At 48.1% G+C, this 23,863-nt stretch carries 21 protein-coding genes and 1 tRNA gene; 9 read left to right on the forward strand and 13 right to left on the reverse strand.

Features of this window, described 5'->3' with window-relative positions:
• Nucleotides 1-817: 817 nt before the first annotated feature.
• A complete protein-coding gene (locus tag ACFQ2O_RS01335; RefSeq protein ID WP_377522308.1) occupies nt 818-1,195 on the reverse strand; it encodes a hypothetical protein in 378 nt (125 codons plus the stop codon).
• A gap of 287 nt (nt 1,196-1,482) precedes the next feature.
• Between ACFQ2O_RS01335 and ACFQ2O_RS01340 the strand changes: the two genes are divergently transcribed.
• The 4 genes from ACFQ2O_RS01340 to ACFQ2O_RS01355 all read left to right on the forward strand — a co-directional run bounded on the left by ACFQ2O_RS01340 (nt 1,483) and on the right by ACFQ2O_RS01355 (nt 4,053).
• A complete protein-coding gene (locus ACFQ2O_RS01340; RefSeq protein WP_377522310.1) occupies nt 1,483-2,109 on the forward strand; it encodes a C40 family peptidase in 627 nt (208 codons plus the stop codon).
• Between the two features lie 193 nt (nt 2,110-2,302).
• Nucleotides 2,303-2,842 carry a YkvA family protein gene (locus ACFQ2O_RS01345; RefSeq protein ID WP_377522312.1) on the forward strand — a complete coding sequence of 180 codons (540 nt, stop codon included), beginning with the start codon at nt 2,303-2,305 and terminating at the stop codon, nt 2,840-2,842.
• A gap of 14 nt (nt 2,843-2,856) precedes the next feature.
• Nucleotides 2,857-3,060, forward strand: a complete 204-nt coding sequence (locus ACFQ2O_RS01350) for a hypothetical protein (RefSeq protein WP_377522313.1) — start codon at nt 2,857-2,859, stop codon at nt 3,058-3,060.
• 252 nt (nt 3,061-3,312) lie between these two features.
• The gene (locus ACFQ2O_RS01355; RefSeq protein ID WP_377522314.1) at nt 3,313-4,053 is read left to right on the forward strand and encodes a M48 family metallopeptidase; all 741 of its coding nucleotides are present in this window, start codon (nt 3,313-3,315) and stop codon (nt 4,051-4,053) included.
• 317 nt (nt 4,054-4,370) lie between these two features.
• Here ACFQ2O_RS01355 and ACFQ2O_RS01360 read toward each other — a convergent pair whose 3' ends face one another.
• The 8 genes from ACFQ2O_RS01360 to ACFQ2O_RS01395 all read right to left on the reverse strand — a co-directional run bounded on the left by ACFQ2O_RS01360 (nt 4,371) and on the right by ACFQ2O_RS01395 (nt 14,165).
• Nucleotides 4,371-4,625 carry an acyl carrier protein gene (locus ACFQ2O_RS01360; protein WP_377522315.1) on the reverse strand — a complete coding sequence of 85 codons (255 nt, stop codon included), beginning with the start codon at nt 4,623-4,625 and terminating at the stop codon, nt 4,371-4,373.
• 4 nt (nt 4,626-4,629) lie between these two features.
• Nucleotides 4,630-8,040, reverse strand: coding sequence for an efflux RND transporter permease subunit (locus ACFQ2O_RS01365; RefSeq protein ID WP_377522316.1), 3,411 nt, complete (start codon nt 8,038-8,040; stop codon nt 4,630-4,632).
• 19 nt (nt 8,041-8,059) lie between these two features.
• Nucleotides 8,060-9,211 (reverse strand): efflux RND transporter periplasmic adaptor subunit, encoded by a 1,152-nt coding sequence (locus tag ACFQ2O_RS01370; protein WP_377522317.1) that lies wholly within the window; start codon nt 9,209-9,211, stop codon nt 8,060-8,062.
• 36 nt (nt 9,212-9,247) lie between these two features.
• Entirely contained in the window at nt 9,248-10,618 is a 1,371-nt protein-coding gene (locus tag ACFQ2O_RS01375; RefSeq protein ID WP_377522319.1) for a TolC family protein, read from the reverse strand.
• A 28-nt stretch (nt 10,619-10,646) separates the two neighbouring features.
• Nucleotides 10,647-11,333: a TetR/AcrR family transcriptional regulator gene (locus tag ACFQ2O_RS01380; RefSeq protein WP_377522321.1), complete on the reverse strand. Its 687-nt coding sequence runs from the start codon at nt 11,331-11,333 to the stop codon at nt 10,647-10,649.
• 227 nt (nt 11,334-11,560) lie between these two features.
• Nucleotides 11,561-12,304 (reverse strand): LytR/AlgR family response regulator transcription factor, encoded by a 744-nt coding sequence (locus ACFQ2O_RS01385; protein ID WP_377522322.1) that lies wholly within the window; start codon nt 12,302-12,304, stop codon nt 11,561-11,563.
• Nucleotides 12,297-13,325 (reverse strand): sensor histidine kinase, encoded by a 1,029-nt coding sequence (locus ACFQ2O_RS01390; protein ID WP_377522324.1) that lies wholly within the window; start codon nt 13,323-13,325, stop codon nt 12,297-12,299. The genes ACFQ2O_RS01385 and ACFQ2O_RS01390 overlap by 8 nt, the downstream gene beginning before the upstream one ends.
• A 12-nt stretch (nt 13,326-13,337) precedes the next feature.
• On the reverse strand, nt 13,338-14,165 hold the full coding sequence (locus tag ACFQ2O_RS01395; protein ID WP_377522325.1) for a LiaF transmembrane domain-containing protein: 828 nt from the start codon (nt 14,163-14,165) through the stop codon (nt 13,338-13,340).
• Nucleotides 14,166-14,787: 622 nt separating this feature from the next.
• On the opposite strand from ACFQ2O_RS01395, the gene pheS reads away from it, so the two are divergent.
• From pheS to ACFQ2O_RS01420, 5 genes are all read left to right on the forward strand, one after another.
• Complete coding sequence (gene pheS / locus ACFQ2O_RS01400) at nt 14,788-15,813, forward strand: phenylalanine--tRNA ligase subunit alpha (RefSeq protein ID WP_377522327.1); 1,026 nt, start codon at nt 14,788-14,790, stop codon at nt 15,811-15,813.
• Nucleotides 15,814-15,929: 116 nt separating this feature from the next.
• Entirely contained in the window at nt 15,930-16,790 is an 861-nt protein-coding gene (locus ACFQ2O_RS01405; protein ID WP_377522328.1) for a 3-hydroxyacyl-CoA dehydrogenase NAD-binding domain-containing protein, read from the forward strand.
• Nucleotides 16,780-17,202, forward strand: a complete 423-nt coding sequence (locus tag ACFQ2O_RS01410) for a Rieske (2Fe-2S) protein (protein WP_377522329.1) — start codon at nt 16,780-16,782, stop codon at nt 17,200-17,202. The genes ACFQ2O_RS01405 and ACFQ2O_RS01410 overlap by 11 nt, the downstream gene beginning before the upstream one ends.
• Nucleotides 17,203-17,334: 132 nt before the next feature.
• Nucleotides 17,335-17,408: transfer RNA gene (locus tag ACFQ2O_RS01415), tRNA-Asn, on the forward strand.
• A gap of 174 nt (nt 17,409-17,582) precedes the next feature.
• Complete coding sequence (locus ACFQ2O_RS01420; protein ID WP_377522332.1) at nt 17,583-17,807, forward strand: JAB domain-containing protein; 225 nt, start codon at nt 17,583-17,585, stop codon at nt 17,805-17,807.
• A 169-nt stretch (nt 17,808-17,976) separates the two neighbouring features.
• On the opposite strand, the gene ACFQ2O_RS01425 is transcribed toward ACFQ2O_RS01420, so the two are convergent.
• The 4 genes from ACFQ2O_RS01425 to ACFQ2O_RS01440 all read right to left on the reverse strand — a co-directional run bounded on the left by ACFQ2O_RS01425 (nt 17,977) and on the right by ACFQ2O_RS01440 (nt 23,779).
• A complete protein-coding gene (locus ACFQ2O_RS01425; RefSeq protein WP_377522333.1) occupies nt 17,977-18,618 on the reverse strand; it encodes a PAS domain-containing protein in 642 nt (213 codons plus the stop codon).
• A 10-nt stretch (nt 18,619-18,628) separates the two neighbouring features.
• Nucleotides 18,629-19,321 carry an alpha/beta fold hydrolase gene (locus ACFQ2O_RS01430; protein ID WP_377522335.1) on the reverse strand — a complete coding sequence of 231 codons (693 nt, stop codon included), beginning with the start codon at nt 19,319-19,321 and terminating at the stop codon, nt 18,629-18,631.
• Nucleotides 19,322-20,033: 712 nt separating this feature from the next.
• Nucleotides 20,034-21,326 carry a sugar MFS transporter gene (locus ACFQ2O_RS01435; protein ID WP_377522336.1) on the reverse strand — a complete coding sequence of 431 codons (1,293 nt, stop codon included), beginning with the start codon at nt 21,324-21,326 and terminating at the stop codon, nt 20,034-20,036.
• Nucleotides 21,327-21,448: 122 nt separating this feature from the next.
• A complete protein-coding gene (locus ACFQ2O_RS01440) occupies nt 21,449-23,779 on the reverse strand; it encodes a glycoside hydrolase family 20 protein (RefSeq protein ID WP_377522351.1) in 2,331 nt (776 codons plus the stop codon).
• Nucleotides 23,780-23,863: the final 84 nt, after the last annotated feature.

The following is a 23,863-nucleotide window of genomic DNA, read 5'->3' on the forward strand; positions in this document are numbered from 1 at the left end:
CCACGCGCGCTTTCTTGCAAGCATTTCATCTTCCAGTAGCTTCTCTATACATTGCCATTGGGTGTCGGTTAAATCGCTTGGGTAAGTCATAAGTCTGCAAACTTTTATTACCCAACAACCGACACCTGCTTTTTTACTCAACTAAATCAAAACAGCCTCTCAGCGATTCTTTATTTCGTTTGATGGACTTCTCGCATTAGAAAATTGTCCTGCAAAATGGGAAAATAGACCTTACCGATGGACAGCAACAAAAAAATATAGATTCTACATGGACTGTTGTAAAAACAATAGGATAATAATTAACGCCATTGTTATTTTGCTATTTACCTACTTAACTTATATCAATAAATAAAACCACAGCTAATAACACCTGAACGCCAGTCGTTTAGCCCAGTAAGTTATAGCAAAATTCATTATATTAAAGAGTAAACGTTAATAGCAACAACCTACCAAGTCGCTGTCATGGATAAAATATCGAGAAAAACTATAACTATGGGTCTTGTTTCTATCTGTTTATGGCTTATAGGAAGTATGCTCTTATTCGAGGAGAACAATGGTAAAATCATTATTACAGTTACTGCCGTAGCTGTTATAGCTAGAATTAGCTCTCAGATAAATAGAGACAGAAGAGCCAGTTCTGAATTGTGAGGCTGACAGTACTAAATATCTAGTGCTAAAGTTAAGCCACCCAAGGAGCAAATTGTGGAGTGAGGAACACAACATCAATCGCAACTGATAAACATAATGATATTAGCGGCAAAACCCTTGCCAACTAAGACCGCAGTCGCGTGCTATCGGATATCCCTACTTCCTACCACTACGCCTTCCGCTTACTATCCCCCGGCAACGGTATACCAGTAGGATCTACGACTGCGGCAGCACGTTTGGCTGGGTTCTGAAACTTGCGGTGCTTCATACCGGCGATGCGAGCCTCTACCTCATACTTGTTGTTATAGTATCCCACCCGCATCGATTCGCACAGGTAAAGCCACAGAAACCTGAAAAAGCCATGCTCCCGGAACTGTTCGATATGGCATAGCTCATGCGCCAGCCAACCCTCATCTTTGATAAAATCCTCTCGGCTTACGCCACTCAAATGTATGCTTTTGCCCAGCACCATAGCTACGTTATTACTTTTTAGCACCATGCGTGCAATTCTGGCAAAAGGAGATCGTTCTACAACTTTGAAGTCCATAAATCAGCTGAAATTGTACTGCTGCATAAGCCATGTGCAGCTACTAAAACATCTATTAAGGGCAAACGAATGCTATTTATGAGCAGAAGAATCACATTATCAAGTAAATAGCACAACCTTTTAGTTTGGTGCTTAAGTTTATATAACTTATTTTTGTCTTGTGTTGCAGCTGCGTACCATTTGCAACACAGCAGGTAATAGCCTCTTTAAACTTCTATGGCTATACTTGTTCGCCACAAAGGTGAAACTGTTTACCCGCTTCGGCGGCCTGAAACAAGCTAAACCCTATGAAGAAGTCATTTATTTTAAGTGCATTTGCCCTGCTGTCGGTAGCCTTGTCTTACTTCTACGAAGTAACACCCGCGAAATCAGCCACCCCAGCTAAAGACAACGCATTGCCCACTGTTATTACACCTTACGCGATAAATTCTGCCGAGGACATTGTGCGGGTGCTAGAATTTAACGAACCTGCCGTTGACGAGGAAGAGCATGAGCAGTTTGAAGAGTATTACGTAAAGAAGCTTGGGCTAAAGTTTAAAAATCCTGCCTATCGTGATTTAGTGGAAACTGCCTCAAAGTGGGTGGGCACACCTTACCGCTTTGGCAGCAACTCTAAAAGAGGTACTGACTGCTCAGGCTTCGTTACCAGCATTTACCGTGATGTGTATGGTATACGTCTTAGCCGTAGCTCCCACTCCATGTTTCAGGATGTGGAGCGTGTAAAGAAAGACAGTGTACGCACCGGCGACCTAGTTTTCTTCCGCCGCAGCGCCAAAGGGCCTATTTACCACGTAGGCATATACCTCAAAAACAATAAGTTTATTCACTCTGCCACAAACGGAGGCGTGCGGGTGAGCTCTCTTTCAGAACCGTACTACCGCAATCACTATTATGCTGCTGGCCGTGTAAACTAGACTGCTCATACTCTATAAATAACTGTTAGCCCTGTAGCATACCGCTGCAGGGCTTTTTATTTACCTCGGGCATAACAATTTTATAGGGAGTAAGTATAGGAAAGGTACTGTTTGTTTAAGCAAATTGCACCCGATTTGGCATAACCGCCGGTTGCGCCCCCAACACGACATTAAGTAAAAGCAAGTACAAAGTATGGATAACAAAAAACCTGATGGCAAGAAAATAGCTCAAAGCGCCATCTTTAAAAAGATTCTGGAAAAGGCTGAAAGCTACCTGAAGCGCCCTACTGAGGTAGCGAAACTGGTGAGCGAAACACTGAAAAAGGCTACCGCAAAAAAAGGCGTAGGAGCGATGGCCGGCGAAGTATGGGAAAGCCTACAGCTACTGACACGGATGATCAAGGCTGCCTCTTCCGGAGATTACAAAGAGATACCTGCTGCTACTTTAGTTGGTGGTATAGCCGTTCTGCTTTACTTTATTATGCCTATAGATGTGATTCCGGACGTGATCCCCGTAATAGGCCTGCTGGATGATGCCACCCTCCTTGCCTGGTTTATGACAAGTATAAAAGTTGAACTAGATAAATTTAAAGAATGGGAGGCTACTCGCCCTATCAAGGTAGAGCCACAGCAAGCACACGAAGCGCAAACAACCGACCCCTCTTTTGGCACGCCCAAGTTCAGCGATCGTACAGCAGAAGACGTAGACATACAAACAAAAAACACGATCTAAAATAAAGTACAGCTATGGAAAACAGCAAAGACGAAAACAGGAAAGGAAAAGAGCAGGATGAGCCAAAGGCACAGCACTCGTCGCAAGGCCATAAAACAGATGCGAAAGGCACTGTAACAAACACCCGCGAGGAAACGCTACGCGCTGCCACCACCGACAGTACCCGTGCTCCAAAGAATGGCGCAGATGATGGCCCTACAGGTGGCAACGTACGATAAAAAATAATTTACCCGTACAAAAAAGCGGCAGGCTGTTCTCAGGCCTGCCGCTTTTTTGTTAAATTGGTACAATTCACAGACCTTTCCTGCCGCGTTACAGCGTATACAAAGAGTTCATAACTATTCAGATATAGCACAATACAAATACATTAATTTAAGCAATTTCACACAAAAGCCTAACCATCAGGCTTTTTTTAATGAAATTAATATCTATCTTTGGACAAAGAATTTTGTACTTTAACCTTTAGCCAAGTGTCTTCATCATTCTTACGTCTTAGTTCCGTAAACCTTCACATAGACGGGATCGGAAAAGTGTTGTTCGAGCGGAGCGATAAAGCCAAACGCCTCAGCATAAGTGTCCGCCCGATCAAGGGAGTACGCGTAGCTGTGCCGCCGCATATCAGCTTCGAAAAAGCAGAACAACTTATTTACACCAAGTCAGACTGGATCAAAGAGCACCAGGAGCGCATGCAGCAGCATGAGCAGCAGGTAACCGTTTACGACCAGAACGCTGACTTCAAAACCAGGCATCACACGCTGCGCCTGCTTACACACGCCAAATACGACATGCGTTGTGTTATTCAGGATGGTTACATCAATGTGTTTTATCCAGCCTTTAAAGAGGTAAATGCACCGGATGTACAGAAGTTCGTGCGAAAGTCTATCGAAGATGCCTATCGCAAGGAAGCTAAGCAATACCTGCCAGAGCGCGTGAAGTATTTCGCTGATAAGTTTGGATTTGAGTATCAGAACGTGTTCATCAAAAACGCGAAAAGCCGTTGGGGCAGCTGCTCACACACCAACAACATCAACCTGAACCTGCACCTCATGCGCCTGCCAGATGCCCTCTGCGACTATGTAATACTGCATGAGCTGGCACACACAGTAGAGAAGAACCACGGCCCCGGCTTCTGGTCGCTGCTGGATAGCGTATGCGGCAACTCAAAAGCGTTAGACAAAAAGTTGAAAGATTATAGAATCACCATTTTTTAAATAGCCTGCCTATACTACTAACTTTACTACACCTACTATATTTACGATTACAGACAGACAATAGCAGCAGCTAGTGTTAAAGAAATTTTATAGCCTGCCTTAACCGCATAGATGCTGCGTTTCGGCAGGCTATACTTTTACAGTTAGGTTTATGGTGCTACTAACAGGGCTTTTGTTGCAACAGCGTTATTTGTTCATAGCCAAAGTCGAGGATTAGGAGTGTGTGCTTTAGCAATACATCTCCCATACTTGCCAAGCGCAAAAAAAGCGTTGAGAATTTCTTCTCAACGCTTTTCATTTAAGTATGAAATTTAAAATTAGCTAGCCTTCTTTATTGTATGGGTAGCCACAAAGTCAATAAAATCTCCTACAGTGTCAATCGGCACTTCATCCGGAATAGTGATCTGAAAATTCTTCTCCAGCTCCAGGATGATGTCCACCAGGTCTACTGTGTCGAAACCAAAATCTTGAGAAAGGCGCTTTCCGGCTTGCAGACGGTCAGTTGTAATCTCTTTGGTTTTGCTAATGATACGGATAACTTCCGTTTCGATAGCGCTCTCTGTTGTAAGCATAGGATTAAATTGTGTATTCTCTAACTTTACCATTCACGTGGTGCTCGTCTTGAAGCAGTACATTACCACGCTTTCTCTTTGCTATTAATCTATCTTTTACTTTCTCGTTCAGCAGGTACATAACCGGCACTACCAGCAGCGTTACCAAGGTGGCGAAACTAAGGCCGAAGATAATTGTCCAGGCCAAAGGCCCCCAGAACGTTACGCTGTCGCCGCCCAGGAAGAAACCCGCTTCAAACTCTGTAAACAAAGTATAGAAGTTAAGGTTTAAGCCTATTGCCAACGGAATCAGGCCAAGTATGGTGGCCGTTGCCGTAAGCAGCACAGGGTTCAGGCGTGTTTTGCCTGCTTCCACAATAGCTTCTTTTAAACTTCTGCCTTCAGCCAACAGGATATCGGTGAACTCCACAATAAGAATACCGTTCTTTACCACAATACCCGCCAGCGCCACAATACCCACACCTGTCATCACGATGGACACATCCATCCCGAAGATCGAGAAGCCCAGCAGCACCCCGATTATGGAGAACAGCACCTCCGACAGAATAATGAATGGCTTCGACACCGAGTTAAACTGCGTTACCAGGATCAGGAAGATGATAAGGAAAGCCGCTACCAGCGCTAAAACCAGAAACTGACCTGTCTCCTGCTGCTCTTCCTGCTGCCCTCCCATACCTATTTCAAATCCTTCCGGCGTTTCAAAACGCTGCAGTGACTCTTCTATCTGCTGCACTACCTCATTGGCATTGTAGCCATCCAGCACGTTAGACTCCAGCGTTACCACCCGCTTTAGGTCTTTGCGCTTGATACCACCGTATGTGGTGGAGTAATCTATACTTGCCACCGACGACAGCGGGATCTGGCGTACCTGCCCAGAGTTCATATCGCGGTAAGTGATGCGCATGTCCAGCAAGGCATCAATGTTATCACGGTATGGCGCTGCATAACGCACCTGAATCGGGTACTCATCCTCATCTAACTTGAACTTAGAAGCCTCCCTGCCGAAAATTGCCGTGCGTACTTCCTGCCCAATCTGCCCGGTAGAGATACCTTCGCGGTTAGCACGCTCCCGGTTGATATTAATCACAATCTCCGGCTTGCTATCTTCCAGGTCCGACCGCAGCTCCTCGATACCTTCAATACCTTGTTGGTCGATGTACTGCTCTACTTGTTTCGACAAGCTGATTAAATCTGTAAAATCTTCACCGGCAATCTCGATAGAAATTGGTTTTCCCACCGGCGGGCCACTCTGTTCCTGGTCTACTGTGATATCTACACCAGGTGTACCTTTCACATTTTCACGTATTTGCGCCAGATATTCGCTGGTGGATTTCTCTCCCACACGGTCTTTATACTCAACAAAGGCAACGGTAACCTTTCCTTTGTGCGATTGTGCTGTGGTACTGCGGTCATTTTGATCTCCGGCACCTATGGCTACGTTCGAAATAACCGATTCCACATCCGGGTTGTTTTGCCCAATCACACGCTCCACCCGCCGCTCCACTACCTTGGTAACAGAGTCTGTCACGGCCTGGTCTGTACCGACTGGCATGTTGATATAAGTATAAACGAAGTTAGGATCTCCGCTTGGGAAAAACTCCACCTTAGGCGGGTTTATCGCTGTTAGCACAAATGAGAAGATAAGGAGAACGATCACGCCGAAGAAGACAGCGATCGGACGCTTACCCACCAGCATCCAGCGCAGCAGGCGCTCATAGCCGGACATAAAACGCGGCAGCACCTTATGCTGAAACTTATGAATCAGGCTCGTAAACACAAACTTGTTTAACAGCACCAGCAGTACCACCAGCATCAGCAGGTTTGCTGTGCCATACCAGCCCACAATATACCCTACTACAGCTATGGCTAAGGCAATGCCTATGAATACCCAAAAGATGCTGCGCCCTTTAGATGTCGGCTGCTGTGCCCCGTCTTTTTTCATGAAAGAAACAGCAAACACAGGGTTGATCACAAAAGCCACCAACAGAGAAGATACCAGCGTCACAATTAGCGTGATGGGCAGGAAGTACATAAACTCTCCAACTACACCCGGCCAGAAAAGCAACGGAAAGAACGGAGCAATGGTGGTGAGTGTACCTGCCAGTACGGGCACAAACACCTCGCCGGCCGCTGCCTTGGCTGATTTTGTAACGTCCATGCTGGAGTTGTGGTAAATACGGTGTGTGTTTTCAATAACCACAATGGCGTCATCCACCACAATACCCAAAGCCAGCAGGAATGCGAAAAGCACAATCATGTTGAGTGAGTAGCCTGTCATCTGGAACAGCACAAAGGCCACAAACATAGAGATAGGCACTGATAGACCTACAAAGATGGCATTGGTAGTACCCATAAAGAACATGAGTACCAGGGTAACTAAGGCAAAGCCGATGATGATGGTGTTGATCAGGTCGTTCAACGTATGGCGCGTCATCTTCGACTGATCTCCGGTCACCGTAATGTTCAGATCGCCGGGCAGTGTGGTTCCCTGCATCTCTTCTATGGAGGCATGGATTTTATCGGAAGCTTCGATCAGGTTTTCACCGCTACGCTTGATCACATTAAGCGTAATTACCGGTTGGTTGCCCAGGCGCGCATAGCTTTCCTGTTCCTCAAACCCCTCTTTCACCTCGGCAATATCGCGCAGTTTTATATTGGCACCGGCCACTGAGCTAAGCACAATATCACCTATCTTGTTAGGATCTGTATACTGCCCAACCACGCGTACAGAGCGCTTAGCCTCTCCTACGGTTACGTTTCCACCCGATACTGTTACGTTTTCGCGAGCAATGGCATTGGCTATGTCAGCAAAGGTAACCTGTGCTGCCTGCATCTTATAGAGGTCCACGTTTACCTGCACTTCTTTATTCAGAGCACCTACCATGTCCACACGTGTAATTTCTGGAAAACCTTCTATTCGGTCCTGCAGCTCTTCTGAATACTGCTTCAGCTGGTCGAGGCTATAGTTACCGGCTACGTTCACATACATGATCGGCATTTCAGAGAAGTTGACCTCCTGCACATTGGGCTCCTGGTCCAAGTCAGTAGGCAAGTCTGCCCGTGCCTTGTCCACTGCGTCTTTTACCTGCTGCTTTGCCTCTGGCACCTCTATACCGGTATTAAACTCAACCGTGATTAGGGAGAAGTCCTGCACAGAGTTAGAGGTTACTTTTTTAACACCGTTTATAGCCTTTAGCTCTTTCTCAATGGGGCGCGTGACCAGGTTCTCCATATCAGACGGAGAAGTGCCTGGATAAACCGTTGCCACCATTACCGTAGGAATTACAATATCGGGGAAGTTCTCTTTCTGCAAGTTGATATAAGAGAAGATACCCGCCAGCGTAATAATAATGGTAATGATATAGATACTGGTCTTGTTATCAATCGACCAACTGGTTGGCTTGAACTGTTTCATAGTCTTTTCCTTTTAGGCCCTATTTCTGGGTAAGGCTTGTTTCTCCAAACACCACTGGCTGTCCCTCGTTCACGGTTTGGTAACCGGCGGTAATCACGTTGTCGTTTGCCGACAGGCCACTTAGCACTTCCACATTACCGCCGTAACTCATGCCAGTCTTGATTTCCTTGCGTTTGGCCACAAACTGGTTGCCTGCTTTCTGGGCGATATACACGTATTCCGTCTTCTCGTCTTTCTGCACCAGGTTTACCGGCAGTACAATCACATCTTCGTTCTGGTAATCCTGAATGCGCACCACAGCTACCATGTTAGGGCGTAGCGTAATGTCTTTGGTGTTTGTAGGGCGCAGTTCTGCGGTAAAAGTGCGGCTGGTTGGGTTGATATAGCTACTCACCACGTTTACCGTCGTCTCTATTTCCTTGTCAAGATCTGGAAAATATACCACAGCCTTGTCTCCTTTATTTATGCGTGCTTGGTACGCCTCCGACACCTCGGCCACAATTTTACCGCCTTGCAGGTTTACCACCCGGATAATGCCCATGCCTGGTGCCACAGCCTCTCCAGCGTTCGGCACTACCTCATCCACTACGCCGCTTACCGGTGCTTTCACATTGTATTGGTCGCGCTGCTGCTGCAGAGAAGCAAGGCTCCGCTCCAGCGCCTCTTTGTTATTTTTGGCGGTAAGGTACTGCATCTCTGTCCCGATTTTCTGGTTCCAGAGGTTCTGCTGCTTTTCATAAGAAATGCGTGCCAGTTCCAGACGTGTTCTAAGCTCCGCAATGTTCTGCTCCAGCACCTGTGCATCAATGGTCGCCATGGTTTGGCCTTTAGATACCTGATCGCCACGCTGCACCCGCACACCTGTCAGCACACCCGGCACTTTGGCACTCACAAACACGTTTTGGTCGAAATCAACTCTGCCTTGTACTTCCAGGTAATGCCGAAACGTGTCCTGCTCCAGTGTCGCCACCGATACAGGCACCGTCTTTTTTTGAGTGGCTACCGTGTTGCCTTCAGATTTCAGCTCACCCTCCAGGGCAGCTATTTTTTCCTGTAACTCGGTTTGCTGCGCCTTAAGCTCTTTTAACTGTGCTTCCTTGTCTTGGGCGCCGTTGCAAGCTGCAAAGCCCAACAGTACAGCCATGGAAGAGATTGCTATAATTCGTTTCATGTTCAGATTCAATGGAATGATGTTTTTCCGATAGTTTTATTTTGTGAGTAGTGTTCCGGTGGCTCTTGCCAGGTTTACTTTGGCAATCAGCGCATCGTACATGGCTGAGTAGTAGTTGGTTTGTGCCTCGCGTAGATCGGTTTCGGCGGAGACTACTTCCAGGTTTGTGCCTACGCCCTCCTGAAACTTTATTTTAGCCACACGGGCAATCTCCTCTGCCAACACCATGTTTTCCTTGCGGGCATTCAATACATCCAATGCATTGGTAAGCTCGGTTGATGCCTGTGCCAGCTCAAGGTCTATACTTTGGCGGAGTGTCTCAAACCCCAGCTTGGTATTTTCCAGCGCCAGTTTTGACTGCTGAATCAGGTAGTGCTTGCGCAACCCATCGAAAATAGGCAGTTGCAGTTGCACCCCCACAAAGCCATACTCCAGGTAATTGCTTGTTCTGGTGATGTCGCGAAACTCGTTGCTGGCGGCATTATAGCCGTAGCGGGCATTCAGGAAAAGCTTTGGCAGGTAGCCTGCCTTATCAGCCTGTACCTGGAAACCTGCCAGATCGCGTTGTGTCTCCAGGATAGAAAACTCAATGCGGTTGGCGTAGTCAAAGTCCTTCGGGTACAGCTGGCTCATATCTATCTCCACCGCAGCCAGCTCATCCACCAGTAGAACTGGCTGCGCCTGATTCAGGCCCATCTGGAATTTCAGCAGGTTTTCGCTGATCGTCATCAGACGCTTTGTTTTCTGCTGTTCCACCAGTAGGTTGTTGCGCTGCACGCTTAGACGATCCACATCCAGCTTCTCGGCCACCCCGGTTTCAAACATGGTGCTTGTCTGGCTTAGCAGCGTGTCGAGGCGCACCAGGTTCTGCGTGAGCAGTTCCATACGTTCGCTGTTCACCAGCACGCCGTAGTATGCCTTACTTACCTGCTCCGCTACCTCAATCTCGCTTCGCTGCGTATTTTTGCGCGATAATTCCGTGTAGGTGCTGGCTGCTTTCAAACCAATCAGATAGGTGCCATCAAAGAGGAGTTGGCTACCCGTAACGGTGGCATTGCTGGTGTAGGCAGGAGTAAAGGTAACCGGCACAAACGTACCCGGCGCCGGTGCGTTAGGGTTGTCTGGGTCCTGAAAAAACTCTGCCGGCAAAAAGCTCTGCTGTTGAATAAAGTTGTCGCCAGCATCCACGGCGGCATTGATCTGTGGCAAACCTGCTGCTCTGATTTCGCCTACCCGAGCTTTGGCTATTTTCTCCTCGTTGCGGGTAGCCTTTAAACTGGCGCGGTTCTGCAACGCGAAGTTTATACTTTCCTGCAGGCTTAAGCGCAAGGGCTCCTGTGCTCCCTGCGCATAGCCAGTACCCCACAGCACCAGTATAAGCGCTGTCAGGCTAATGTGTTTTTTCATAATTTTATAGATTGGTAGTAGGTAGTGATTATTCTTCTTCGGTTATCTGCTTGTACTCATTTATTAGCTTATGCCCTTTTAGGGTAGCCATACCCAGCATGTAGTGCTCCAGCACTGCCAGTTGGGTGCGGCTTATCTCAAACTGGTGCGGCGGGTAAATATCCTTCCGAAAGATCAACTCAATTAAAGCCAGACGCATGCGGGCCATCACCTCCACATCCAGGTCTTTGCGGTACAGACCTTCGGCCATCCCACGTCGTATGTTTTCCCTCACCTTCTCCAGCATAAAGTTATTTTTGTGCTCCATCCAGAGCTGCCAGGCATCGCCATGGTACTTCTGCAGGTCGTGGAAGATGGAAGGGTGCATATTAGAGAAAACCTCCTTCGTTAGTGTCAGGACCTGGAAGAGCTCGTCTATGGCGTTATCTGCTTTGCTGATGCAACACATACTGTCTTGCTGCACCCGGCTCAGATAATCTGAAGTAGACTCATACACGACCTGATCCTTGTTTTTAAACCACTTGTACAGCGTTTTCTTCGACATAGAAAGGTACTGCGCAATATCATCCATCGACACGCTCTTGATGCCGCACTGGCAGAACATCCCGAAGGCGGCCCGCATTATTCTGCACTTAGGTTCTGTTTTTTCTACTGTCTCCATATCCATAAATCGAAGCAAAACTATGGAAACATTTTTCATTTCAAAAGTTTCCATAGTTTTAAAATAATACTGCAGCAAGCTTATTTATAGCTATTTATTTAATAAATACAATTTAAAACAAGAGCTTGGCACAGGCTGTCTCAACAGCTAAAAGAAGCCTAACGGAGGGTAAACACCGATAAACATAGGGCATTTGCTTATGTATAGAAAAGCCGACCTAACAAGAAGAGCAGGTATACAGGAGAGAATATAGCAGCAGAATTATACTTATTTTTTTTGCTTCAGATGCCCAGCACAGCTCTTAACTTAGTATAACCGCTGCGGCTTAAGGGAACGCGTATTCCATTTTTTAATAGAGCGACATGGGCATCTTTTTCTAACGGCTCTATGCGGGTAAGCTGTGCGAGAGGGATAAGGTAAGAGCGATGCACGCGCACAAACTGCTTAGGGTCCAGCACACGCTCATAGTAGTTCATGGTCTTCTTCTTCAGGAAGAGGCCATCGGGTGTGTGCACCTTTATATAATCATCATAAGCCTCTAAGTAAAGTACATCCTTTACAGGTATGATGCGGATATCGTTGGCGGCTTTTACCACAATGCGCAGTTGCTCCTCGGGTTGCTTGGCAGGCACTTCGCTTAGGCCTGTAGCCTTGTTTTCAGAAGAACTTATACTTTGCTTCTCCAGCCACTTCTTTACGGCAGCATCAAAGCGCTCCTGGCTAAAGGGCTTCAGCAAATAATCTACCGCGTTGGTTTCAAAAGCTTTCAGGGCATATTCATCAAAGGCTGTGGTGAAAATAACGCCCGGAGCTTGCTCAACCAGCTCCAGCATCTCGAAGCCGTTTATCTTGGGCATCTGGATATCTAGGAAAATCAGGTCGGGCTGGTGCTGCATGATGGCTTTGACGCCTGCAAAACCGTCACCACACTCCTGCACCACCTCTATATCAGTATACCGCTGCAGGTACTCTACCACAATGCTACGGGCTAGTGGCTCATCATCTATTACTAAACATTTAATCATAGTTTTGTGGGATTTTGATGCTGGTGATAAATTGATCTTCCTGTTGCTGTGTCTGCAGCAAGTCGTGGCGGGCATAGAGCAAGTACAGGCGGCGCTGCACAGAGCTTAGGCCGAAGCCCGTGCCAAGCTGTGGCTGCGCGGTGGCGGGGTCGTAAGGGTTTTGTATCTGCAGGTGCAGGTGGTGGTCTTGTGCAGTGGCTTTTATACTTATGATAGTGTCACCGATAGTATCGTAGAGGCCAAACTTGATGGCATTCTCTACCACTGGCTGTAGCAGTAGCGCCGGCAGGCGCATGTTCATCGTTTCGTTTTGTACTTCAATGGCAGTTTGCAGGCGGTGTCCGAAGCGAACCTTCTCAATTTCTAAGTATAACTCCAGGTGCTGCAACTCATCGGACAGGCTTACCTGCTGCTGGTCTTCTTTGCGCAGGGTGCCCCGCAGGAAGTCAGAGAGCTGCATGATCATGTTGCGTGCCTGCTCCGGCCTTGCCCCTACCAATGCACTGATGGAATTGAGGCTGTTGAACAGGAAGTGTGGCTGCAGCTGCTGCCGTAACGTATGAAGTTCGGCTTCGCGGGCCATTTTCTCAGTATCGGCTTTGCGGGCCTCGTCCTTCTGGCGCTCTTTTGTATAGAACCACATCCAGTTAAGGAGCAACACAAGCAATATCATCAGCCACCCAAAAAGAATGCGCACCTGCAGTGTGGTAGCCACAAAGGCTAAGTATACTTCATCAGCTTTAAATAACCGGCTTGTTATAAAGTTGAATAAGAGTACACTAATGCCTGCAAGGCCTAGGCTCCACCCAAACAGGTATGCTGCCTGTTTCATGTTGGGTTGATAGTAGCGCAGGCCTGTACCCATGGCATAGCCACCTCCAACCAATAGCACGTTGGTGAGTAACGCATCCGCGACAGCTGTACCTATAGGCAACCCTACAGACCATAGCAACCACGTTTGGACAGCAGCCCATAGTAGTGCCCAGCCAAGGTATATAAGTATAATGCGTAGCGGGTACATAGGCTCGGCAACTTAGTAACTCTTAATCTGCAGGCCTCCAAAGAGTGAAGTACCTCTTAAGATGATTGCTTTGTTTGGATCATAGCCGCCAGGCAGCACAGGGCGTTTATCATCGATACCGCCAAGTATGGCAACCATTTCTGACTTTACTTCCCAATGTGGTGGTATAATAAGCGTAGTGCCCCCGAATATCTGCGTTGCTTCTAGCACAACGGGGTGCTGCATATCTGCCTGGCTCAGGTTGAGTTCGGTGCCCCCGAATACGCTCACCACCTCGCCTCCTTTAAAATTTTTTGATACGATGTTTTTTTTAATGCCACCAAGTATGGCTGTTACATCTACCACTTCTTCAGAGGATGCACTGTTACTTGCTGCATACCCCGTGCTAAAATTCTGGTTTTGCAACGGTGATGGTTCTGATGCCACAGACGCTGTTGCTACTGTTTTCTTACTTCTGAAACGCCTGGGATAATCTCGTCGAGGCTTCAACATCACCCAAAGTCCTATACCTATCAATATTATCGGCCAGAAGTAAATGTGCATATCGAAGTTATCAATTAGGTCGTCTGCCAGAAAGATGGAGCCAATCAGCACCAGAATGATCCAGCCAGGCTTTTGGAAACTGTGCTTGAAGCCAAGGAACAAGCCAATCACAATCAGCAGCACTTCCCAGGAGAAGACCCAATAAGGCAAAAACAGCAGATTAAGCTTTGCCAGCAGTATAATAATACCCACTGCAACTAAGAGCATGCCTGCCATTACTTTGCCGCTACCATTCCCTCTCGGGCTCTCCCAGTGGCTATCGTAGTTGCTGTTTGGGGTTTGCTTTTGATTTTCCATAGTGTGTTTTGATTAAGTTTATGCTCAAAAGTACAGCAATCAAGCCCGCAGGTCTATAGCAGATAGGCAGGTTCGGGAAAGAAGTCGGTGAACTGTAGGTTTGCGTCGGTAAACTACGAAGTATATAGTGATTGTGCAATTTACCGATAGAGCATGATTAAAAGTTAGAAAGCTATACCTGTTCCTTATTTGGTATCCAAGCTGGTGCAAGTCTTCAGACTTGAATCTTACTATGGTGTTGAGTTTACATCTTAACTGGCCTGAAAAGCCATACCTAATACAGCCTTGGCTATACTTAATAATTCCACGATCTCTACTGATGCATCTTCACCCAGGCTATTCTTTCTAGTTTCCGTTCATCCTCCAGCTCCCATATACCTACTGTTTCACCTTCTGCCTTGTAGCGCTCAAGCCCGCGAGGGCTCGTCCTGGGGGGAGGGGCCCTCTTACTCGTGCCTCGGGCTGCCTCACTCCGTTCGTCACCGGAAACTCTCGAGGCGCTCCATCCAAGGACTGGAAACATTCAGGCAGCTAAGGCTAACGGAGCTTCAGTCACTTGCGTACCAACACAGAATTACCTAACTAGAAGGCAGAATGCGCCAATTTATTATCTTTGCGTATTATGGTGGAGAACATACAACAAGTAGCCCAAGAGATAGAAGCAGCACAATTGACCAATGCTGCCGAACTGGAACAATTCCGCATTGCCTACATTGGCCGCAAAGGCCGCATTGCCGATCTGTTTGATAACCTGAAGCAAGTAGCACCGGAGCAGCGCCGCGAGGTAGGCCAGCAGCTAAATATGCTTAAAAACCGTGCCCAGGAGCGCTTTGACCAGGCACAGGAACAGCTAAACAATAGCGCAGACACAGCTGGCGACAACAGCTTCGACTTTACACTACCAACTATACCTAACACACTAGGCACACGTCACCCACTTTCGCTGGTGCGCCAGGAGATTGTGCGCATTTTTGAGCGAATCGGCTTTAATGTAGCTGAAGGCCCGGAGATGGAAGATGACTGGCACAATTTCTCTGCTCTTAACTTTCCGGAAAATCACCCGGCCCGCGAGATGCAGGACACGTTCTTCCTGAGTGAGGACAAAGAGAGATTGCTTCGCACCCATACTTCTACCGTACAAGTGCGCTTGATGGAGAACAACCAACCGCCGCTGCGCAGCATTATGCCGGGCCGCGTGTATCGTAACGAAGCCATTTCGGCGCGTGCACATATGGTATTCCACCAGGTAGAAGGCCTATACGTAAACAAAGGCGTCAGCTTTAAAGACCTGAAAGAGACACTGTATTACTTTGCAAAAGAAATGTTCGGGCAGGACACGCAGATTCGTTTCCGTCCGTCGTTTTTCCCTTTCACAGAGCCAAGCGCCGAAATTGATATTACCTGCTTTATTTGCAAAGGCGAAGGCTGTAACATCTGCAAAGGCAGTGGCTGGGTAGAAATAGGCGGCTCTGGTATGGTAGACCCTGCTGTACTTCAAAGCTCTGGCATTGATCCGGAAGTATACTCTGGGTTTGCCTTTGGAATGGGTATTGAGCGTATCACCATGCTGAAGTACCAGATAAAGGATCTGCGCCTCTTCACTGAAAACGATGTGCGCTTCCTGCGCCAGTTTGAGGGTGTGATTTAGGAATACTGAATGACTGCATAACTGAATTTTAGATAAACAGTTAACTGGATGAGTGAATGTTTTGCCGTACTAGTATAGCAGAGCATTCACTCATCCTTTTTAAAGAAACTTAAGCTATGAAATTAGAGGATATCAAAACCATAGGTATAGTTGGTGCCGGCACCATGGGGCAAGGCATTGCGCAAATTTGTGCACAGGCAGGCTACAAAACCATTCTGTTCGACATCAACGGGCAGGTGCTGGAGAAAGCGCAGCAAACCACCATCAAGAATCTGGACAAAGGTATTGAGCGTGGCAAAGTAACCGAAGCCGAAAAAGCGGCAGCTTTGGCTAACCTAACTTATACCGGCGACACGCTGCAGCTAAGCTGTGATGTGATCATAGAGGCCGTAGTAGAGCGCCTGGAGGTAAAGCAAAGTATTTTTAGTGAATTGGCCAGCATCAATACACCAGATACCATACTTGCCTCCAATACTTCTTCTATCCCGATTACACAGATTGCAGCGGCCATTCCTAATCCTGAGCGCGTAGTAGGCATGCATTTCTTTAACCCCGCTCATATTATGAAGCTGGTAGAGGTAATCTCAGGCGCAACCACTTCTCCTGCCGTTGCCGAAACCATAAAGGAACTAGCCGAGAAGCTGGAGAAGACAGCCGTAATGGCTAAAGACTCTCCTGGCTTTATCGTGAACCGTGTGGCACGTCATTTCTATGTAGAAGGGCTGAAACTGCTGGAGGAAGGCGTAGCCGATGTAGAAACCATTGATAAGCTGATGCAGGCCAGCGGTTTTAAGATGGGCCCTTTTGAACTCATGGATCTGATTGGTGTTGATACTAATTATTCAGTAACCACCTCCATGTTCGAGGCTTTCCATTACGACGCTAAATTCAGACCAAGCCGCATACAGCAGCAAAAGGTGGATGCAGGACACCACGGCCGCAAATCAGGCAAAGGCTTTTATACTTATGAGAAGTAGGCGCTGGCCGCTGCTTCTGGTCCTGCTGGCCATACTTAGCACCTCCTGCAAAGACAGCAGCAATAGCCCTATCATTCCTAATGTACCTGTAAATGCGCAGATACAGGTAAACAGCCAGCTATACCCGGAGCTACGCCAGGATGGTGGATTTGCTTACCTCCCAGAGGGCTATAAAGGAATTATGGTAATACGCCAGAATGCCAACAACTATACTGCATTTGAGCGTGCCTGCCCCTACGATCCTACCAACGATTGTGAGCTGGAAGTAGACCAGTCGCGGCTGTATATTACAGATCCCTGCTGCGGTTCTCAGTTTAACTTACAAGGGCAGGTAATTGGAGGTCCTGCTATCTCAGCCTTGCGGCAGTACAGAACATCACTTGTCGCCTCTACCCTATACATTACCAACTAAATTTTTATTATTGATTTTCAGTAGATTAAATATTTATTCAAGTTTTTTTTGCGCCAGTACTTGCGTATTAAGCATAGCCGCCGTAATATTGCATCATCAAACGACAAGGAATTGTCTAAGATAACAGAAAATTCCTCCTTAGCTCAGTTGGTTAGAGCACATGACTGTTAATCATGGGGTCCCTGGTTCGAGCCCAGGAGGGGGAGCTTTAGAATCAGCCACTTACAGGTAAAACTGTTAAGTGGCTTTTTTTATGTGCACACAATTTGCTCACAGATTCCTCGGTTTTTAGGCTTTGCTGCTCTTCCTTTACTCGTTCATTCCCTCGATCATTTCATTTGGGCTTGAAGTTTCCAAGTCATTTCGCACCAGCTGTATGCTTGGGTAGTCTCAAACTTATCTTCGCCGCCGCAATCAAAGCTTGCGTCTCCTCCCTCATTCTCTGCCACAACCACCCCTACGGCAACACCAAACCAAGCGCGGCAGACCTGCAGCTCATAAAGAAAGTTAAACAAGGTGGGGAACTGCTTGGCATAGTTGTACTGAACCACATCATCCTTACAGATGAAACACACTACTCTATGGCAGATAAACGGCTCTTGTAGCCCTTTCTGTTTTCCTTGCAGTAGATAAACAGACAGAACACCTCTCCGTGCCCTTAGCCGATAAGCCTATTTATGTTCATCAGGAGCACTTTTTGGAAGGAGTTCAATTGAGAAGGGATGAGGGGAATAGTGATGAAAGAGCAGATGGAAGCCTTTTACCGAAAAGCGGCTAGGGCTTTAGGTTTGCTTTATTTACAATGGACTTAATTTGATTGTCTAGTTTGGAAGCGCTCTGTTGCAGCATGGTAATGAATCGATGAGCTTCATGGTCTTTATGAATCGCTTTTTCTAACATAGAAACAAGGCCCAGAATGTTGGCTAAGGGAGCCCGGACCAGATGAGACTGATCGAAGGATACTTCTCGCAAAGCTTTAGACTTGAGTTTATTATCTTCTTCTGCCTTGTTTCTTCTTAAGAGAAGCTCTTTTTCATACTTCTGTCGATCTTCTACTTTAAAAATAATAGCATGGATGATTTCCCCTTCACCCGCTTTACTATCAACTGCTACTCCGTTAAACAAACAGGAGAAAGCGCCTTTCGAAGTTTGAATATTTAAATTAATCTCCTTTACTTCCTTGTGCATTTTCAGGATCGGCTGCACGAAAAGCTCATAGTACATGACGCCTGCTTTATCTAAGAAGTCAGTCATCTTTTTAGCCGCTATTTCTTCATCATTGACACCAAGCCATTTTAGCAAAGTTTGATTTGCATAAATAATCTGACCATTCATCTTAAAGGTTAACAAGCCGCAGGGAGCAGTGTCATATAAAAACTTGTAATCCATGAGATCGTCTCCAGGCTCTTTTTCCATGAAAGTGTTATTAATCGAAATCAATATAGGCACTAATAGCTGCAATTACTTCTTCCGGAGCACTCAAGTGGGGGCAGTGACCGGTAGCTTTCAAGATTTTCAACGTATTCCCTTTCGCTTTCTTCTCCAAGTAATACCCTACTGCTAAAGGAGCTAAAATATCCTCAGAACATTGTAAGGTAAGGCTCTCAGTTTGAAGTTTCTCCAAATCAGCTCGATTATCAGACAGGAAAGTTACACGAGCAAATTCCTTCGCAATATCCGGATCAGTGGCGCAAAAATTTTCAACCAATTCTTCCCCTAGTTCCGGTCTGTCCCAATTCCCCATAACCTGCGGCGCTAAAAAGCTAGACCAGCCCAGGTAGTTACTATCCATCAATTCTAACAGATTGTTCAAGTCTTCTCTCTCCAAGCCCCCTATATACTCTTCATCATTTATATAACATGGCGAAGGAGTTATAAAAATCAACTTACTAAAATAAGAAGGTTGTGCTATTGCTGCTTTCACTCCTATCATAGTACTTACGGAATGTCCGATATAAAGCGCATTTTTAATATTCAATGCTTCTAAAATTTCCAGAACATCTGTTGCATAACCATCTAAGGAACTATACCTTTTGGAGTCGTAAGCACTCAAATCGGATTGTCCTGACCCTACAAAATCAAAAAGAATCAGTTTAAATTTCGTCTGATATGCGGCCACTAAATGCCGTCATACATTCTGGCTGCATCCAAATCCATGGGCTAAAATAATTGCTCTATCTCCTTGGCCAATTGTGCGAACATTATTTCGTTTGATAACGTCTGTCATTCTATAATAAGGTTAAAAAATGGCAATCAGGCGCGCAGGATGTTTTGGATTTTGTACATGTATTGCGGCTGCAGCTCGGAAGTATTCTTTTTTATAAAACAGTCGCAGCCTCTTTTATTGAGGACTTAGTGTTATGACACAAATGTACCACGAAACGTTACGTATTACAATTTTTTAGGATAATTTTTAGAAACAGGAGCAAAGGTTTCCGCTAAAGATTTTTCACAAAGCTCCTTCAGAGGGGCATGAATAGAGCAAGTTGTTCTGTTTGCCTTTTTGGAAAAGTGGGGCTATGCACTAGAGAGCTTTGCAATAATCTAAGCTCTCTAGTGCATAGCCCCTGGAGAAGCTAACTCCTCTCTTTAATGGAGACAAGCACGCACTCCCTGATCTTGTCCTGCTATAGGTTAACACAGAATTGACCGAAGTGAAGGAAAGAGCAGTAAGAGAAAGTATGGCAGCCGAATACCTCCCCTAGTTTGAGGTGAGCTACCTTGAACTAGGGGAGAAAAACGGTGTGCTACTGCTCTTTTAACTGGAGTTCTAAAGCAGGTTGTTTTGATTGGCTCAGAGTTGCTTCCTATAGTTACAAACATGCTAAATACTAGGTTCGTACCTTGTGGCCTGCAACGGCATAGTAAAGTATAAACAGGTAACATGGCACCATCAGCCAGTAGGCATCCTGTGCATTATATGTATCAGCCAGGTAACCGTAGATTAGCGGCAAAACAGCCCCACCCGCTATTCCCATAATCATCAGCGAAGAACCTATTTTCGTGAAGCGCCCTAAGTCCGCGATGGCAAGGGGCCAGATAGCTGGCCACATAAGGGAGTTGGCGAGCCCCAACAGCGAAATGAACAGCACCGAGTAATACCCGTGCGACAGTATGGCGGCTATCACAAACACAAATCCTAAAACGGCTGATACCTGCAGCGCCTTCTCCTGCTTAATGTAACGGGGAATAGCCACGATCCCTAACAGATAGCCCACAATCATAGCCCCTAATGTAAAGGAGGTAAAGAACTTTGCAGTAGACAGGGCAATGCCCTGGGAGGCGCCGTAGCTGATAATCGTGTCTCCGGCCATTACCTCAACCCCTACATACAGAAACATGGTGAGGGCCCCTAACAGTAGGTGCGGAAACTGGAAAACGTTTTTCTTGCCCGTATTGGCAGCAGCTACTGCCTCATCTTCCTGGTCTAAGTCAACTTCTGGCAGAGATGAATAATACACCATTACAGCCAAAGCAACCAGCACGCCCGTTATGATCAGGTAAGGGACAATCACGCGTTCTGCCAGCGCATTAAGCGCTGCGGCTTTCTGTGCGACATCCATACTTCCGATCTGCTCCTGAATAACATCGGCGTTGGTCAGTACAACGGCACCAAGTATGATTGGCGCTAGCATGCCCGCTACTTTGTTGCAGATACCCATTATACTTATTCGCTTGGCGGCACTATCACGAGGGCCAAGTATGGTGATGTAGGGATTAGAGGCTGATTGCAACACTGCCAGTCCTGTTCCCTGCACAAACAACCCAAGCAGGAAGAGCCAGTACGTACGTGTTAGCGCAGCGGGTATGAAGATGGAAGCGCCTATCGCCATAATGAACAATCCCAAAGACATTCCATTTTTAAAACCAGTTAGTTTCAGTACCCAGGCCGAGGGGATGGCCATTACTAAATAAGAGATGTAAAAGGCAAAAGCCACCAGGTAAGACTCAAAGTTGTTGAGTTCACAGGCAATCTTCAGGTAAGGTATCAGCACTGAATTCAGCCAGGTTACAAAGCCGAAAATAAAGAACAGCGCACCAATAATTATGATTGACCGAAGGTAATGGCCAGGCTCTTTAACGTGTGTTGTACTGCTACTCTCAGTCAAAGCTACTTTAGTCATTTATGTCTGGATTTAGTTGCGTAAATAAGTTACACCTCACTTTAAGAGGAGCTGAGATGCGTCTGCTCCGGCTTTGCAGGAACAAGTATGAATGTCAGGAGAGAACAGCACCAAGCCCTTCACTACTCCACTGTCAGTTCATCGACCATGAGCCATGCCTTCTGCCCGGCAGAGGGGTACTTCTCCGGGCTGATGCCCACGTTGCGGGCCGTCACCTTGATGTAGCGCGCCTTGGTCGCCGGGATCTCCGCCACCACGGCCTTGCGCAGGATGCCCTCCTCCTCGTTGGGCTTCTCGATCACCTTCACCGTCCTGTAGTTTTTGCCGTCCTCTGACACCGCATACTCCACCTGCGCGGGCAGGAACACGCGGTAGCCGATGTGCTGAAAGTAGGAGCTGCTGATCCTGCTCACGGGCTGCACCTGCTGCAGGTCGATCACCGCCTCCAGGTCTTCCCCTAGCAGGCCCAGCCATTGGCCGTCGTACTGGTCGGTGGTGCCGTGAAGGCCGTTCACAAGTATGGCAGGCGCCGCGAAGCTGGAGTGCGGGGCGTTTTTCAGGCTTACCTGCTGGTTCAGGGCCTTCGTCGCGTCGAACACCTCCGTCGTCACCTGGCCTACTAGTTTTCCATCTACAAAAGAACCGGCCTTGATCACAGCGGCTTTTTCTACCTCAAATGGGTTGCTATCCTTGGGCGACCTGCTTGTTGGCGTGGAGCCATCCAAAGTATAGTGAATGTCCGTGCCGGCCGCGTCCGTTTCGAACGTCACGGTGGCTGCGTTGCGCTTGGCATCCAGTGTCAGTTGCTGGCGCACCTGGAAGACGCTCCTTGCGTAGTTCACCCCCAGTGCATCGTAGCGCTGGTACTGCCGCCGCATGCGCTGCTTAAAGTTCTCCCAGTTCTTGAGCTTCGCCGGTGTCCAGAGCACTTCCGATAGCGCTGCGATGCGCGGGAACACCATGTACTGCACATGCTCCTCGGTCGCGATGTACTCGGTCCACAGATTTGCCTGGGCACCCAGGATGTACTTCCGCTCCGCCTCGGTGAGTTCTGCCGGCGTGGGCTCAAAGGCGTACACTTTCGACAGCGGGCTGTAGCCGTGGATGGTGACAGGCTCCAGCGCGCGCGCGCCCTGGTAGTGATCGAAGTAGAGGTGGGTGCCCGGGGTCATCACCACGCCGTGCTTCTGCTTGGCTGCCGCGATGCCGCCCTTGGTGCCCCGCCAGCTCATCACCGTGGCGTTCGGTGCCAGGCCGCCCTCCAGGATCTCGTCCCAGCCGATGATCCGGCGGCCCCTGGCGTTCACGAACTTCTCCATGCGCTGCACGAAATAGCTCTGCAGCTCGTGCTCGTCCTTCAGGCCCTCCTGCGCCATGCGCCGCTGACATTTGGGGCACTCCTTCCAGCGGTCCTTGGGGCTCTCGTCGCCCCCGATGTGGATGTACTCGCTCGGAAACAGCGCCATCACCTCCGTGAGCACATCCTCCAGAAAAGTAAAGGTCTGCTCATTTCCGGAGCAGAACACATCCTTAAAAATTCCCCACTTCGACTCGACGTGAAAGGGGCCGCCGGTGCAGGAAAGCTCCGGATACGCGGCGAGTGCCGCCACCGCGTGTCCCGGCATTTCAATCTCGGGCACCACCGTGATGTAGCGCTCCTGCGCGTACCGCACCACCTCCTTTATCTGCTCCTGGGTGTAGAAGCCACCGTGGCGCTCGTTGTCGTAGGTCTGGGGCAGGTCCCAGTAGTGGCCGATGAGGGTGCTGTCGCGCCAGGCGCCCACCTCCGTCAGCTTCGGGTGCTTCTTTATCTCGATGCGCCAGCCCTGGTCGTCGGTCAGGTGCCAGTGGAAGGTGTTGAGCTTGTGCATGGCCAGGTAGTCGATGTACTCCTTGACGAAGGCCACGGGGAAGAAGTGGCGCGTGACGTCCAGGTGCATGCCGCGCCACCCGTAGCGGGGCTTGTCGGCGATGCTGACGGCGGGCAGGGCCACCGGCGCTTTGGTGGGCGCGGGCGGCAGCAGCTGCCGTAGTGTCTGCGTGCCCCAGAAAAGCCCGTTGGGCTTGTTGGCGGCAAGTATGACCCTGTCCGGCGACACCTCCAGCGTGTAGCCTTCCCTGCCGAGCGTGTCGGGGGTGGGGGTGAGGGCAAGCTGGATGATGTTCTTTGCTTTGGCGGGTGCCTTCTTCTCCACCACCTGCGGCTGCACTCCGGTGGCCGCTGCTATACTTGCGGCCAGCTTGTCGGCAATGCCCCGCAGCTCGGCGTTCTTTGCCGGCACATGGATCTTCGTCTCCCCATCAAGTATAAACTGCCCCTGCTTTGGGGCAAGGTGCTGCGGCTTTGGTACAACGGAAATAGGAACGCTGCTTTGTGCACAGGCAGGGAACACTGCTGCCATAGAACTAACAGCACCAACCAAAAGGGCAATAACTATACATTTGATCTTCATCACAAGGGTTTTAGATACGCTCTAACAAGTAAGCAAGTGCCGCAAAGCTTGCTGCAGCTCCTAAGGGCTCTCCTCGCCATAGGG

The organism is Pontibacter rugosus, assembly GCF_042678745.1.
GTDB lineage: Bacteria > Bacteroidota > Bacteroidia > Cytophagales > Hymenobacteraceae > Pontibacter > Pontibacter rugosus.

Bases quoted from the DNA above. Each gene is read 5' to 3' on its own strand.
- ACFQ2O_RS01390 (WP_377522324.1), bottom strand. From the start codon at position 13,325: ATGTACCCGCTACGCATTATACTTATATACCTTGGCTGGGCACTACTA.
- ACFQ2O_RS01340 (WP_377522310.1), top strand. From the start codon at position 1,483: ATGAAGAAGTCATTTATTTTAAGTGCATTTGCCCTGCTGTCGGTAGCC.
- ACFQ2O_RS01365 (WP_377522316.1), bottom strand. From the start codon at position 8,040: ATGAAACAGTTCAAGCCAACCAGTTGGTCGATTGATAACAAGACCAGT.
- pheS (WP_377522327.1), top strand. From the start codon at position 14,788: ATGGTGGAGAACATACAACAAGTAGCCCAAGAGATAGAAGCAGCACAA.
- ACFQ2O_RS01375 (WP_377522319.1), bottom strand. From the start codon at position 10,618: ATGAAAAAACACATTAGCCTGACAGCGCTTATACTGGTGCTGTGGGGT.
- ACFQ2O_RS01425 (WP_377522333.1), bottom strand. From the start codon at position 18,618: ATGGAAAAAGAGCCTGGAGACGATCTCATGGATTACAAGTTTTTATAT.
- ACFQ2O_RS01350 (WP_377522313.1), top strand. From the start codon at position 2,857: ATGGAAAACAGCAAAGACGAAAACAGGAAAGGAAAAGAGCAGGATGAG.
- ACFQ2O_RS01360 (WP_377522315.1), bottom strand. From the start codon at position 4,625: ATGCTTACAACAGAGAGCGCTATCGAAACGGAAGTTATCCGTATCATT.
- ACFQ2O_RS01395 (WP_377522325.1), bottom strand. From the start codon at position 14,165: ATGGAAAATCAAAAGCAAACCCCAAACAGCAACTACGATAGCCACTGG.
- ACFQ2O_RS01370 (WP_377522317.1), bottom strand. From the start codon at position 9,211: ATGAAACGAATTATAGCAATCTCTTCCATGGCTGTACTGTTGGGCTTT.
- ACFQ2O_RS01385 (WP_377522322.1), bottom strand. From the start codon at position 12,304: ATGATTAAATGTTTAGTAATAGATGATGAGCCACTAGCCCGTAGCATT.
- ACFQ2O_RS01345 (WP_377522312.1), top strand. From the start codon at position 2,303: ATGGATAACAAAAAACCTGATGGCAAGAAAATAGCTCAAAGCGCCATC.
- ACFQ2O_RS01440 (WP_377522351.1), bottom strand. From the start codon at position 23,779: ATGAAGATCAAATGTATAGTTATTGCCCTTTTGGTTGGTGCTGTTAGT.
- ACFQ2O_RS01410 (WP_377522329.1), top strand. From the start codon at position 16,780: ATGAGAAGTAGGCGCTGGCCGCTGCTTCTGGTCCTGCTGGCCATACTT.
- ACFQ2O_RS01435 (WP_377522336.1), bottom strand. From the start codon at position 21,326: ATGACTAAAGTAGCTTTGACTGAGAGTAGCAGTACAACACACGTTAAA.
- ACFQ2O_RS01380 (WP_377522321.1), bottom strand. From the start codon at position 11,333: ATGGAAACTTTTGAAATGAAAAATGTTTCCATAGTTTTGCTTCGATTT.
- ACFQ2O_RS01405 (WP_377522328.1), top strand. From the start codon at position 15,930: ATGAAATTAGAGGATATCAAAACCATAGGTATAGTTGGTGCCGGCACC.
- ACFQ2O_RS01335 (WP_377522308.1), bottom strand. From the start codon at position 1,195: ATGGACTTCAAAGTTGTAGAACGATCTCCTTTTGCCAGAATTGCACGC.